11 protein-coding genes are annotated in these 12,815 nt (G+C 59.0%); all 11 read left to right on the forward strand.

All coding sequences use genetic code 11. The annotated features are described in order from the left end of the window. Positions 1 to 56 precede the first annotated feature (56 nt). The 11 genes from nifH to ACUZ9Q_RS08565 all read left to right on the forward strand — a co-directional run bounded on the left by nifH (position 57) and on the right by ACUZ9Q_RS08565 (position 12,733). Positions 57 to 878 carry a nitrogenase iron protein gene (gene nifH, locus ACUZ9Q_RS08515; protein ID WP_022659260.1) on the forward strand — a complete coding sequence of 274 codons (822 nt, stop codon included), beginning with the start codon at positions 57 to 59 and terminating at the stop codon, positions 876 to 878. Between the two features lie 27 nt (positions 879 to 905). After that, a complete protein-coding gene (locus ACUZ9Q_RS08520; RefSeq protein WP_022659259.1) occupies positions 906 to 1,229 on the forward strand; it encodes a P-II family nitrogen regulator in 324 nt (107 codons plus the stop codon). 9 nt (positions 1,230 to 1,238) lie between these two features. Then, complete coding sequence (locus ACUZ9Q_RS08525; RefSeq protein WP_022659258.1) at positions 1,239 to 1,616, forward strand: P-II family nitrogen regulator; 378 nt, start codon at positions 1,239 to 1,241, stop codon at positions 1,614 to 1,616. Between the two features lie 11 nt (positions 1,617 to 1,627). Beyond that, positions 1,628 to 3,217, forward strand: a complete 1,590-nt coding sequence (gene nifD, locus ACUZ9Q_RS08530) for a nitrogenase molybdenum-iron protein alpha chain (RefSeq protein WP_192111993.1) — start codon at positions 1,628 to 1,630, stop codon at positions 3,215 to 3,217. Position 3,218: 1 nt separating this feature from the next. After that, entirely contained in the window at positions 3,219 to 4,583 is a 1,365-nt protein-coding gene (locus tag ACUZ9Q_RS08535) for a nitrogenase component 1 (RefSeq protein ID WP_192111994.1), read from the forward strand. Positions 4,584 to 4,644: 61 nt separating this feature from the next. Continuing rightward, entirely contained in the window at positions 4,645 to 6,072 is a 1,428-nt protein-coding gene (gene nifE / locus ACUZ9Q_RS08540) for a nitrogenase iron-molybdenum cofactor biosynthesis protein NifE (protein ID WP_233483005.1), read from the forward strand. Positions 6,073 to 6,147: 75 nt separating this feature from the next. After that, on the forward strand, positions 6,148 to 8,859 hold the full coding sequence (nifB, locus tag ACUZ9Q_RS08545; protein WP_215648854.1) for a nitrogenase cofactor biosynthesis protein NifB: 2,712 nt from the start codon (positions 6,148 to 6,150) through the stop codon (positions 8,857 to 8,859). A gap of 81 nt (positions 8,860 to 8,940) precedes the next feature. Then, positions 8,941 to 9,885 carry a homocitrate synthase/isopropylmalate synthase family protein gene (locus ACUZ9Q_RS08550; RefSeq protein ID WP_192111997.1) on the forward strand — a complete coding sequence of 315 codons (945 nt, stop codon included), beginning with the start codon at positions 8,941 to 8,943 and terminating at the stop codon, positions 9,883 to 9,885. Next, on the forward strand, positions 9,878 to 10,741 hold the full coding sequence (locus tag ACUZ9Q_RS08555) for a homocitrate synthase (protein ID WP_192111998.1): 864 nt from the start codon (positions 9,878 to 9,880) through the stop codon (positions 10,739 to 10,741). The genes ACUZ9Q_RS08550 and ACUZ9Q_RS08555 overlap by 8 nt, the downstream gene beginning before the upstream one ends. Positions 10,742 to 11,093: 352 nt before the next feature. Beyond that, the gene (locus ACUZ9Q_RS08560) at positions 11,094 to 11,744 is read left to right on the forward strand and encodes a Fe-only nitrogenase accessory AnfO family protein (RefSeq protein ID WP_449247689.1); all 651 of its coding nucleotides are present in this window, start codon (positions 11,094 to 11,096) and stop codon (positions 11,742 to 11,744) included. A gap of 47 nt (positions 11,745 to 11,791) precedes the next feature. After that, positions 11,792 to 12,733, forward strand: a complete 942-nt coding sequence (locus ACUZ9Q_RS08565) for a hypothetical protein (protein ID WP_323389909.1) — start codon at positions 11,792 to 11,794, stop codon at positions 12,731 to 12,733. The last annotated feature ends 82 nt before the right edge of the window (positions 12,734 to 12,815 follow it).

A 12,815-nucleotide genomic window follows, 5' to 3' on the forward strand; every position in this document is an offset into this window, starting at 1 on the left:
GCACAAAGAGGGACAAGCGCAACGAGCGCGGGAACATCAAACCCAGAGGGAATCTCATGCGTCAGGTAGCTATTTACGGCAAGGGCGGTATCGGCAAGTCCACCACCACACAGAACCTTAACGCCGGCCTTGGCGAAATGGGCAAGAACATCATGATCGTGGGTTGCGACCCCAAGGCCGACTCCACGCGCCTTATCCTGGGCGGCCTTGCCCAGCAGAGCGTGCTCGATACCCTGCGCGAAGAGGGTGAAGACATCGAGCTGGATCTGGTGCTCAAAAACGGCTTCAAGGGCATCCGCTGCGTGGAATCCGGCGGCCCCGAACCGGGCGTTGGCTGTGCCGGGCGCGGTATCATCACCTCCATCGGTCTGCTGGAACGCCTTGGCGCTTACACCGAAGACCTCGACTACGTGTTCTATGACGTTTTGGGCGACGTTGTGTGCGGCGGTTTCGCCATGCCCATCCGTGAAGGCAAGGCCCAGGAAATCTACATCGTGGCTTCGGGCGAAATGATGGCCCTCTACGCCGCCAACAACATCTGCAAGGGTGTCAAAAAGTACGCCAACACCGGCGGCGTGCGCCTTGGCGGCATCATCTGCAACAGCCGCAAGGTTGATGGCGAAGCCGAGCTTGTCTCTGCCGTTGCCAAAGAAATCGGCACCCAGATGATCCACTTTGTGCCGCGCGACAACATGGTGCAGCGCGCCGAAATCAACAAGCAGACCGTTATCGAATTTGACCCCACCTGCGGACAGGCCGACGAATACCGCACCTTGGCGCAGAAGATCGACGGTAACGACATGTTTATTATCCCCAAGCCCCTTTCCCAGGAACGGCTCGAAGAGCTGCTCATGGAACACGGCTTGATGGACGCCTAAACCAACAGCACGAAACGGAGAACAACAATGCAGATGATTCGCACGATTATTCGGCCTGAAAAGACCACCGAGGTTCTCTCCGAGCTGCTGTCAGCGGGCTTTCCCGCCGTTACCAAGCTTGATGTGGTGGGCCGTGGCAAGCAGAAAGGCATCATGGTGGGCGATATCCAGTACGACGAAATTCCCAAGCAGATGCTCATGCTTGTGGTCAGCGATGAAGACAAGGACGATGCTATCCGCGTTATCCTGCGCGTGGCAAAAACGGGCGACGGTCACTTTGGCGATGGCAGAATCTTTGTTTCAAGCGTCAGCGAGGCCTGGACCATCAGCAGCGGCAAGTCCGGCCTGTAGGAGGCTCCCATGCAGGAAATAGTTGCAATGGTTCGGGCCAACATGGTGGCGGCTACCAAGAATGCCCTGTCCAAGGCCGGATGCCCCTCATTCTCATGCACCAAGTGCCTGGGACGCGGCAAAAAAGGCATGGATCCCGCCACCCTGCGCATGGTTATGGAAAGCGGCGAGCTGCCGCGCACTCCGGCGGGCGAATCCCTGACCGAAGTGGGCAGGCTGATCCCCAAGCGGTTGTTCAATATCTGCGTTCCCGATGAAAAGGTCGAAGCTGTGGTCAAGGCCATCATAGAAGCCAACAGCACCGGCCACCCCGGCGACGGAAAGATCTTTGTGATGCCGGTGGAAGAATCCTATGTGGTTCGCACGGGCGAGCGCGCTGACGCATAAGGAAGGTATGTATGAGTATTGACGCCAACGCAGTAGTGCTTGAGCGCTACAACGCCAAGGTCTTCAAGAACCGCAAGGAGCACATGCTCAAGGTCAATCCTGCGGAAGACCAGATTATTATCGCCAACACGCGTGCCATTCCCGGCATCATGACCAACCGGGGCTGCTGTTACGCTGGCTGCAAGGGCGTTGTGCTCGGCCCCATCAAGGACATGGTTACGATCACCCACGGCCCTGTGGGCTGCGGCTTCTATAGCTGGGGTACGCGCCGCAACAAGGCCAAGGCAGAAGGGGATACCCCCAATTACATCCAGTACTGCTTTACCACGGACATGCAGGAACCGGACATCGTCTTTGGCGGCACCAAGAAGCTCAAGAAGGCCATTGATGAAATCATGGAGCTTATGCACCCCAAGACCATCATGATCGCCGCCACCTGCCCTGTGGGCCTGATCGGTGACGACATTCAGGCCGTGGCCGCAGAAGCTGAACAAGAATACGGCATCCGCTGCGTGGCATATAGCTGCGAGGGTTACAAGGGCGTAAGCCAGTCGGCGGGCCACCATATCGCCAACAACGGTCTTATGAAGCGCGTTATCGGAACTGGCGATTATGAACCCGCCACCAAGTATTCGATCAACATCCTTGGCGAATACAACATCGGCGGCGACGGCTGGGAACAGGAACGCATCCTTAAAAAGATTGGCTACGAAGTTGTTTCGGTGTTCACGGGCGACGGAGAAGTGGAACGCATAGCCAGCTCGCACAAGGCAAACCTGAACCTCGTGCAGTGCCACCGCTCCATCAACTACATCGCCGAAATGATGAAGACCAAGTACGGCGTGGACTGGCTCAAGGTCAACTTTATCGGCCTGGAAGGAACAGTTCAGAGCCTGCGCGACATGGCTGCCTACTTTGGCGATCCAGAGCTTGCGCAGCGTACCGAGCAGGTTATCGCCGAAGAACTGGCCGAGGTGCAGGATCAGATGGCGGCCTACAAGGCCCGCCTCAACGGCAAGACCGCAGCCCTCTTTGTGGGCGGCAGCCGCTCGCACCACTACCAGGGCCTGCTGCAGGATCTGGGCATCAAGACAGTGCTTGCCGGGTACGAATTCGGCCACCGCGACGACTACGAAGGCCGGGAAATCATCCCCAACATCAAGGACGACGCGGACAGCAAGAACATCGAACACATCACCGTGGAAAAGGACGAAAAGAAGTATCACGCCTACCTTACGCAGGAACAGTACGACAAGCTGGCCGCCGAGATCCCGCTTGAAAAGTACCACGGCATGATACGCGACATGGATGAGGGAACCTACGTGGTTGACGACCTCAACATGTACGAAGCTGAAAAATTTATGGAAATCCTCAAGCCCGACATGTTCTTCTCCGGCATCAAGGACAAGTACGCGCTGCAAAAGGCCGGCACGCTCTCGCGCCAGTTGCACAGCTACGATTACAGCGGGCCTTACGCGGGTTTCAAGGGCGCAACGCAGTTCGGTTACGACCTCTGCATGGGTTACTTTACCCCCGCGTGGCACATGGTAACCCCGCCCTGGAAGAACCGCGCCACCCTGCAAGGAACTGTGGGAGAATAGTATGCTTGACCTCACCCCAAAGACACATGTGAACAGATCGGGCGTTCTTATCAACCCGTGCAAGACCTGTCAGCCGGTGGGCGCGCTGTTTGCCGCCCTGGGCGTGCGCAACTGCATGCCTTACAGCCACGGATCGCAGGGTTGTGCTTCTTACCACCGCACCTACCTTACGCGTCACTTTAAGGAACCAGCCATTGCCGTCACCAGTTCCTTTACGGAAGGCGCCTGCGTGTTCGGCGGCGGCCCCAACATCCGTCAGGGCGTCAAGACCACTTTTGAGGTCTATAACCCCGACATTATTGCCGTGCATACCACATGTCTTTCTGAAACCATCGGTGATGACCTCAAGACCTACATCGACGAAATGGAAATTCCGGACGACAAGCTCGTGGTGCACTGCAACACGCCGAGCTACGTTGGCTCGCACGTGACGGGCTTTGGCAACATGATGGCCGGTTTTATCAACTACCTTGCCGCCAAGGGCAAAACCACGGAAACCGTGGCGGTGTTCCCCGGTTTTGTGAACCCTGGCGACATCCGTGAATACAAGCACCTTGTGAACCTGATGAAGCTCAAGTCCATCATGTTCCCCGATTGCAGCAACGTCATGGATGCCCCCATGACCGGCGAATACAAGATGTACCCTGATGGCGGCACCACGGTTGAAGAAATCCGCGCCCTTGGCACCTGCCGTAAGGTTCTGGCCCTTGGCCGCCTGACCAGCGAGGAACCCGCGGCCCAACTCAAGCGCAAGTGCGGCGTGGATTTTGACCTGCTGCCCCTGCCCATCGGCCTGGCCGATACCGATGCCTTTGTCATGGCCATGGCAAACCTCAATGGGGGCGAAGTTGACCCGCTTATTGACGAAGAACGTGGTCGCCTGCTTGACCTCATGCTGGACGCCAACCCGTACTTCTACGGCAAGAAAGTTGCCGTGTACGGCGACCCCGACACAGTGCTTGGCATGACCCGCTTCTGCCTCGAACTGGGCATGATCCCCAAGTACGTGCTCACCGGTACGCCCGGCGAAACCTTCGTCAAGCTGGCCAAGGCCATGTTCAAGGAATACGGCAAGGAAGAAGAATGCCAGGCCTTTGCCGCCAAGGACCTCTTTGACCTGCACCAGTTCATCAAGGAAGAACCCGTTGACCTCTTGCTCGGCAACTCTCACGGCAAGCAGATCGCCAAGGCCGAGGGCATTCCGCTGGTTCGCGCCGGTTTCCCGGTGCTTGACCGCTACGGACACGCCTCGCTGCCCATGGTCGGCTACCGTGGAGCCTTCCAGCTCGCCACCCGGATCGCTGATACGCTCATGGAAGAGTTTGACCGCAACTGCGCTGACGAAGATATGGATCTGATTATGTAAGACGGCTCAAAGCCGCAATAGGGCCGGGGGGGCATCCCCCCGCCCTTGCAAGGGGGTTCCCATGGCTATGGAAATACTTGAAGAACGCCGTACGTCCATCAAGGAAAAGGGAAACAAGGGCGGGGGCTGCTGTAGCGGCGACGGCCTGCGTTGCGATACGGCCAGCGTGGCCGGTTCCGTGAGCCAGCGGGCCTGCGTGTACTGCGGTGCGCGCGTGGTGTTAAACCCCATTACCGATGCTTTTCATATCGTTCACGGCCCCATCGGCTGCGCCAGCTACACCTGGGACATTCGCGGCAGCCTCACCAGCGGGTCGGAACTGTTCCGCAACAGTTTTTCCACTGACTTGCAGGAAAAGGACATCGTCTTTGGCGGCGCGGAAAAGCTCACCCGCGCCATTGACGAGGCCGTGGTCAACTATGCGCCCAAGCTCATCTTTGTGTACGCCACCTGCATTGTGGGCGTAATCGGCGACGATGTGGAAGCCGTGTGCCGCAATGCGGAAAAAAAGCACGGCATCCGTGTGATCGCGGTTAAGGCTCCGGGCTTTTCGGGCACCAAGTCCACAGGCTACCGCATGGCCTGCAACGCCCTTGTGCAACTCATGGAACCGCACAAGGAACAGCCCAAGATCAAGGGCGTCAACATCCTTGGCGACTACAACCTTGCGGGCGAAATGTGGATTATCCGCAACTACCTGCGCGAGATGGGCATTCCCATTGTCGCCACCCTCACGGGCGACGCCGCGTACGAAACGCTCATCAAGGCTCCGGCTGCACAGCTCAACATCGTGCAGTGCGCTGGCTCCATGATGTATCTGGCCCACCGCATGGAAGACGAAATGGGCGTTCCCTGGATGCGCGCCAGCTTCTTTGGGGTGGAAGACACCTCCACAGCCCTCCGACAGGTGGCCGAACGCCTCAATGACGACTACGCAAAGCGCAAGGCTGAGGCTCTTATTTCTGAACGCGGCGCAAAGGCTGAAGCTTTTCTTGAACAGTACAAGCCGCACTTTGTGGGCAAAAAGGCCGCCATTTTTGTGGGCGGCGGCTTCAAGGCCATATCGCTCATCCGTCAGTTTAACGAAATGGGCATTGAAACTGTAGTGGTCGGCACCCAGACCGGCAAGCCTGAAGATTATGAAATCATTTCAAGCCTCGTTAACCCCGGCACCGTCATTCTGGACGATGCCAACCCCGCAGAGCTTGAAACCTTCATGAAGCAGAAAGGCGCGGATATTCTGGTTGGCGGCGTCAAGGAACGCCCCCTCGCCTACAAGCTTGGCATTGCCTTTTGCGACCACAATCACGAGCGCAAGCACGCTCTGGGCGGTTTTGAAGGCGTGGAAAACTTCACCCGCGAGGTGAACCTTTCCATCAACAGCCCTGTGTGGCAGTTCACGCGCAGCTCTGCCTCATTTGCCGAGGCAACGCAGGCGCAGGCCAGCCTTGTGCGTGAAGCACTGGCAGCAAGAGCAGCACATTTCTAGCACAGCGTAATCGGCTTGCACGCAGTTTGCCCGCCGCCACGGCCCAAAGGCCGCCTGGAACATAAGGAGAAGACAATGAGCGCCAATCTTGTCAACCTGAATACAAATCCCTGCAAGATGTGCATGCCCATGGGTTCGGTAAGCGCCTTTTACGGCATCAGCAAGAGCATGAGCATTCTGCACGGTTCGCAGGGGTGCAGCACCTACATTCGGCGGCACATGGCAACACATTACAATGAGCCGGTGGATATCGCCTCCTCTTCGCTTACGGAAGAAGGCACGGTCTTTGGCGGCACCAAGAATCTGCTCAAGGGGCTTGAAAACCTCATCAAGCTCTACAACCCCGAGGTGATCGGCGTTTCCACCACCTGTCTTGCCGAAACCATAGGCGAGGACGTGCCCGCCATCATCAAGCAGTTCAAGGACGAACACCCGGAAGTGACGGCCACCATCATTCCCGTGGTCTCGCCAGGCTACAGCGGCTCGCAGTACGAGGGATTTTTCCGCGCTTTGCACGCCATTGTGCGCCATGTGCCCATGAACGCCACGCCCAACAACGTGGTCAACATCATCACCGGGCACCTCTCTGCGGCGGATACCAGAGCGCTCAAACTGCTGCTTGACGCCAGCGGCCTTGAATACGTGCTGCTGCCCGACCTTTCGCAGAATCTTGATGGCGGGCATGAAGACGACTATAACAGGCTGCCCCAGTATGGCACCACGCTTGCCCGCATCGGCCTCATGGCTGGCGCGCGCATGACGCTAGAACTTGCGCCCTTCTGCCCCGAAGGCTATTCCCCTGGCGCGTACCTGCGCGATACTTACGGAGTGCCGCTCCTGCGCATGAACCTGCCCGTGGGCCTGCGCGATACGGACGCCTTTATAGCCACGCTTGAAGCCCTTGGCGGGGCCATTCCTGCCACTGTGCGTGAAGAACGCGCCCGCTACCTTGACGCCATGATCGATGCGCACAAGTATAACGCCCAGAGCCGCGTTGCCGTATTTGGCGAGCCGGACATGGTGCTGGCCCTTGTGCGCGCCTCGTGCGAAAACGGAGCCGTCCCCGTGGTGGCCGCCACCGGCAGCCGCTGCGCCGCCTTTGAAAAAACGCTTGCGCCCGACATGGCTCAGGCTACGGAAACCCAGTTCAGCGGCGATTACGACATTCTCAATTTTGCAGACTTTGCCGCCATTGAAAACGCGCTGCTTGCGCGCAAGGCCAACCTCATGCTTGGCAATTCCGATGGCCGCCGCATTGAGGAGCGTCACCATGTTCCGCTGCTGCGCTACGGCTTTCCCATCCACGACAGGGTTGGCGGCCAGCGCACACGCATGCTCTTCTATGACGGCTCGCTCAGCCTCATGGAAGCCACGGCAAACGCCATGTTGCAGTTCACCGAGGGCAGCTTCCGCGAGGAGCTTCTCAACAAATACTTCAAGGATGAAGCCGTCATGGAAGCTGATGCCTCCCGCATAGAAGTTGCGGCCCCGGCCACGGAGCCTCTTGTGCCTGTAACAGCCCCTTCAGCCGTCCATGCCGCTGGCAGCGCCGCCGCCGTCAATGCGGAGCGCACCAAGTCCCACCCCTGTTTTTCCTGTGGGGCCTGTGCCACCTCGGCGCGCCTGCACCTGCCCATCGCGCCCAAGTGCAACCTGAGCTGCAACTACTGCCTGCGCAAGTACGACTGCGTTAACGAAAGCCGCCCCGGCGTCACCACCGCCGTGCTCACGCCCGCGCAGGCTTTTGACCACTTTATGAAAGTAAAGCGCGACATGCCCAATCTTACGGTTGTGGGCATCGCCGGCCCCGGCGACACGCTGGCAAATCCCGAGGAAACCTTCCGCACGCTGGAGATGATCCGCAAGGAAGACCCCAATATCACCTTCTGCATGTCCACCAACGGTCTGGCCCTGCCGGAGTACGTGGAAGACATGAAGCGCGTGGGCGTAAGCCACGCCACCGTGACCATCAACGCCGTTGACCCGGTCATTGGCGCGCAGATTTACAAGTTTGCCATGTATCGTGGCAAGAAATACACGGGCGAAACCGCAGCCGCCCTCCTGCTGGCAAACCAGATGGCGGGCCTGCGCGCCCTCTCCCAGGCGGGCATTGTGAGCAAGGTCAACACGGTGCTACTCAAGGGCATCAACGACGGGCACATTCCGCAGGTGGTGGAAACCGCGCGCGAGCTGGGCGCTGTGATGACCAACATCATGCAGCTTATTCCGGTCAAGGGCAGCGTTTTTGAAAACATGCCCCTCGTGAGCAACAAGGAACTCATGGACATGCGCCGCAGCTGCGAGCCTACGCTCAAGCAGATGTACCATTGCAAGCAGTGCCGCGCCGACGCCGTGGGCCTGCTGGGCGACGACAAGTCCATTGATTACCGCCCGCCCGTGGCCGAAAAGGCCCCCGTGGTGGAAGAAGCCAAGCCCGCCGTGGCCCGCAAGATACGCATTGCCGTGGCTTCCAAGACAGGCATGACGGTTGATCAGCACTTTGGTCAGGCCGAACAGTTCTACATCTACGAAAGCGATGGCGACGCCGCCAGCTACGTGGAAACCCGCAGTGTTTCCAAATACTGCAATGGCATGGACGACTGCGGCGAAAAGGCCGGGCGCATGGCGGGCATACTGGCCGCCGTGGACGACTGCAAGGGCGTGCTGGCCCTGCGCATAGGCGAAAGCCCGCTGAAAAAGCTTGAGACCAAGGGAATCCGCGTGTTCACCCTCTATGAAAATGTGGATAAGGCCGTGAATGACGCCGCCAGGGCGCTCTGCGGATAATTCCGGCCCATTCCAACGGCCTGGCCGGAGGCAAACCGGTCAGGCCGGGGCACACGCCATCTTTGCCAAGAGGTTATTTCCATGCCGCAACTGGTGGACAGAACGCTCTGCCTGCTCTACCGGGTGCTGCCAGCCGCGCACTCGCAAGAGGAAAGGCAGACCGCAGACGCATTTGCGCTCTGGGCCGGGGAATGGATCGACCTCATGCACCACATGGGTTTTGTGGTCGAAATTCCCCCAGACCTGCAATTTGCAGCAGCCAGCGTCAAGGCCCGCCGCACGGGCAAACGCCCGATCCTTAACGGGCCGTGGGCGCGCCTGAGTGGTTGCTGTGACGCCCTTTATACCTTTGAAACGGAACTCTGGCCGCGCTTTGCCGCCATCAAGGATACCGTGGAGTTCTGCCCCGGCGATCACGCGGGCTGCGCCACGGCTCTTGCCGTGCTGTGGATGCTCAAGGGCGGCCCCCGTGTGGCGGGCTGCATTGGCGGCTCTGCCCTGCACGGCCCCGATGCCGGGCCTGCGCTGGAAGAAGTGGCCCTGAGCCTGTACGCCCAGGGTCTGGAAACCGGCCTGACGCATCTGGACAAACTGCCAGAAGCAACAGCTCTGCTCAGGGAGGCAGGCCAGGAAGTTTCCCACCACAAGGCCGTGCTGGGAGCGGATATTTTTGCTGTAGAATCCGGCATCCACGTGGACGGCATTGTAAAAAAACCCTTTCTTTACGAGCCGTACACGCCAGCTACTGTAGGGCTTGAACGCCAGATTGTGGTGGGCAAGCACTCAGGGCGTGTTTCGTTGCGCATCAAGGCCCGCCAGCTTGGTTTGAACTTGCCGCGCACTGCGGAAGAACATATGCTGGAACTGGTTCAGCAGCTTGCCGAGCGCCAGCAATGCAGCCTGACCGATGCCCAGTTTCTCGACCTGTGTCACGCATGCCATCCCCCCGAATCCTTGTCTTCTGCCCGAACGGACTGTTGCGGTCTTTCGGGCGCAACGGCTTCTGTGGAGGTGGGCCATGCCTGAGATCATTATTGTCGATACCACACTGCGCGACGGCGAGCAGGCTCCCGGCTTTGCATTCCCCCCTGCCCTGAAAATCCGCCTTGCCGCCATGATGGACGAAGCTGGCGTGGACCAGATCGAGGCGGGCGTTCCCGCCATGGGCGAAAACGAAAAGGCCACCATCCGCTCCATCCGCGAGGCCTGTTCCAATGCCCGCGTTTCCACCTGGAACCGCCTGCGTGAAAGCGATGTGCGCCACTCCTTTGACTGCTCTCCACATATCATTCATCTATGCTGCCCGGTTTCTGACCGGCAGATCAAGGACAAGCTCAAAACCACCCGCGCCGAAGTGATGGCCTCCCTTGCCAAGTGCGCGGCACTCGCCGCAAGCCGTGGAGCAGAAGTGACGGTTGGCTTTGAAGACGCCTCCCACGCTTCGCCCGACCAGTTGCGCGAAGCGGCGAAGGCCGCGCGTCAGTGCGGCGTCGTGCGGGTGCGGCTCAGCGATACCGTGGGCTGTTACACGCCGGACAAAGTCTGGCGGGCCGTGCGCATGCTGCGCGAGGCAGGCGTGGATGTGGAAATCCATGCGCACAACGACTTTGGCATGGCTGTTGCCAATTCACTCATGGCTGTGAACGCCGGGGCGCGCTACGTCAATACAACGTTGTGGGGCATTGGCGAACGGGCGGGCAACTGCGGGCTTGCCACCTTTACGGCGGCGGCTGCGCGGCTTGGCAATACATCCTGCGCCGTAGATGCGCGCAAGGCACTTGAACTGGAACGCCTTGCGGCTACACTTTTGCCGCAAAAATCCATGAACGGCTGGGGCAAGCATCTGGGGTACAGCTATGGCACGCGCCCCTTTGGTCTTTAACGGCACAAGCGTCTTTTGTCCTCTGCCAGCGTTGCGTTAGCCGTTGCGACGCAGGAAGCTACGGATAACGGCAGCAGTTGGTTAAAAATGAACCTTACACGTCCATTGCTGTCGCTATTCGTAAGCCCGACAAGCGGGCAACGACTAGCGCATACTGCGCCAGTTTTTTCGGTCGAGTACTATAAGAGTACACTCCCTCAAAAACAGGCTTGTCTTCCTTGGCAGAGAACAAAATCCATCTTGTGCCAAAACAAGTTTATCATAATTACGGCAGATAGATAGATGTTATTTTTAATAATTACATCACTCGTTGCCGCCAATACTCTGGACGCCCCAGCTTACGGAGATCGCCATGAAATGCGACTGCATTGCAGTGTTGGAAAATACAGATAATTCAATCACCGCCATGGAAAACTGCACCCACCTTTCCCTCTGGCAGCGCGACTGGAGCACGGGCAAGGGCTGGCATGCCTCTGATCCAGTGCCTTTTTCTCTTGAAGGCTGCGCAACTCTGCCCCAGATACGAGACCGGCTGCGTCAACTGGCCCTTCTGCTGCCCGCAGAGGCAGCCATAGCCGGGGCCAGTATTTCCGGCCTTGCCTACAACGAACTGAGCCGGATGGGCTTTTGCCTGTGCGAGCTGGATGCATTCTCGCCCGATATTCTGGATGTCCTGGCCAGCGAGATTCTGGCCTCCGCCCAGGGGGAGGCTCAGGTTCCCATCGCGCCCACGCCCACAGATACACCCGGCGTATACAGCATCAATCTTATGGAAGTGCAGGCCGCACACCCTGAAATTACATCAAAAAAAGCCTTGCGTCCCTTTTTTGCGTCTACGCCCTTTGTGGAACTGGAACTCATCTGCGGGCACATGCCCCCCTGGCTTGAGGAGCACATGCGCCAGCAGCGCCTGACATGCGCCCTCACCCGGCAGGAAGACGGAACCGTCCGCGCCCGTATTTCGCACGCGCTTTGCGGCGAATCTGCGTCCAATGGACGTTAGAGCAGTTCACGGATGAAACGGGTTAACTGCTCCAAGGAGTCAATGATATGGGTACTGCCCTGCAATTTGAAACTGTGGCTACGCCCTACGGCACCATCGCCAACGTGCATGTGCTCTCCCGCTGGCCTAGCGGCGCGCCGCAGGATTGCCGCCTGCTGGCAGAAGATACCGTGCCCACGCCCCACGGCTGGCTCACGCCCCTTTACGAAGCCGAAGACGTGCGCCGCAGCAGCGGCAAGAGCTTCAGCCTCTACCCCAACGGCATGTGGCGCAGCCTGGAGCTGCAAAATCAAACAACCGTAAACACGCCCCTTGGCGACATGCCCGCCGAATGGCTGGCATGGCACGGAAACGGTGCGCTCAAGCGCATACTCCTGCGCAAGGGCAAACTCAGCGGTTACTGGACAGAACAGGACGAGCGCAAACTGGCAAGCCAGATATCCCTTTCCCTGCACGGGCAGGAAATGAGCGCCAAGGTTCAGGGCCTGCGTTTCTATCCTTCAGGCGTACTGGAGAGCGTCACCTTCTGGCCCGGCGAAACAATCAGGCTCGTCACCCCGCTTGGCCCCATGCCCGTGAGGTACGGCTGCGCCTTTTACGAGAGCGGCGCACTGCGAAGCTGCGAACCGGCGCGGCCTGCGCATGTGCCGACCTCCATTGGGCAGCTTGCGGCCTACGACCCTGCGGCCTCGGCCATCTGCGGCGATATGAATTCCCTGTGCTTTGGTGAAGACGGCACGGTTTCCAGCCTTGTCACCGCCGCCTGTTCGCTACGCTGGCAGCAGGGCAAGGAGCAGAAATGCATGTCGCCGCGCATGGAAAAAGATCAGCTCACCATGCTGCGCACAGTGGTTGTTCCCCTGCGGGTAGAATTTCTGCCCAATGGTCTGGTACGCATGGACGATGGCAAACAGATCATGCAGGCCCCCTCGCAGGGCATAACTGTCGGGCCTTTTGTGGCTCTGCCCGACATGCGCGAGAGCCGCTGAGGTTTTGCGCAGCAACTACAACCCTGCCTTACATTGCAACCAGTTGGACGAGCATCGCGCTGCCGCAAACATTGTTGCGGCA

This window comes from Desulfovibrio desulfopostgatei, assembly GCF_053570645.1.

What these genes read in the sequence shown, in the direction of transcription:
- ACUZ9Q_RS08535 (WP_192111994.1), top strand. Translation starts at nt 3,219, where the DNA reads ATGCTTGACCTCACCCCAAAGACACATGTGAACAGATCGGGCGTTCTT.
- ACUZ9Q_RS08520 (WP_022659259.1), top strand. Translation starts at nt 906, where the DNA reads ATGCAGATGATTCGCACGATTATTCGGCCTGAAAAGACCACCGAGGTT.
- nifE (WP_233483005.1), top strand. Translation starts at nt 4,645, where the DNA reads ATGGCTATGGAAATACTTGAAGAACGCCGTACGTCCATCAAGGAAAAG.
- ACUZ9Q_RS08555 (WP_192111998.1), top strand. Translation starts at nt 9,878, where the DNA reads ATGCCTGAGATCATTATTGTCGATACCACACTGCGCGACGGCGAGCAG.
- nifD (WP_192111993.1), top strand. Translation starts at nt 1,628, where the DNA reads ATGAGTATTGACGCCAACGCAGTAGTGCTTGAGCGCTACAACGCCAAG.
- ACUZ9Q_RS08525 (WP_022659258.1), top strand. Translation starts at nt 1,239, where the DNA reads ATGCAGGAAATAGTTGCAATGGTTCGGGCCAACATGGTGGCGGCTACC.
- nifB (WP_215648854.1), top strand. Translation starts at nt 6,148, where the DNA reads ATGAGCGCCAATCTTGTCAACCTGAATACAAATCCCTGCAAGATGTGC.
- ACUZ9Q_RS08550 (WP_192111997.1), top strand. Translation starts at nt 8,941, where the DNA reads ATGCCGCAACTGGTGGACAGAACGCTCTGCCTGCTCTACCGGGTGCTG.
- nifH (WP_022659260.1), top strand. Translation starts at nt 57, where the DNA reads ATGCGTCAGGTAGCTATTTACGGCAAGGGCGGTATCGGCAAGTCCACC.
- ACUZ9Q_RS08565 (WP_323389909.1), top strand. Translation starts at nt 11,792, where the DNA reads ATGGGTACTGCCCTGCAATTTGAAACTGTGGCTACGCCCTACGGCACC.
- ACUZ9Q_RS08560 (WP_449247689.1), top strand. Translation starts at nt 11,094, where the DNA reads ATGAAATGCGACTGCATTGCAGTGTTGGAAAATACAGATAATTCAATC.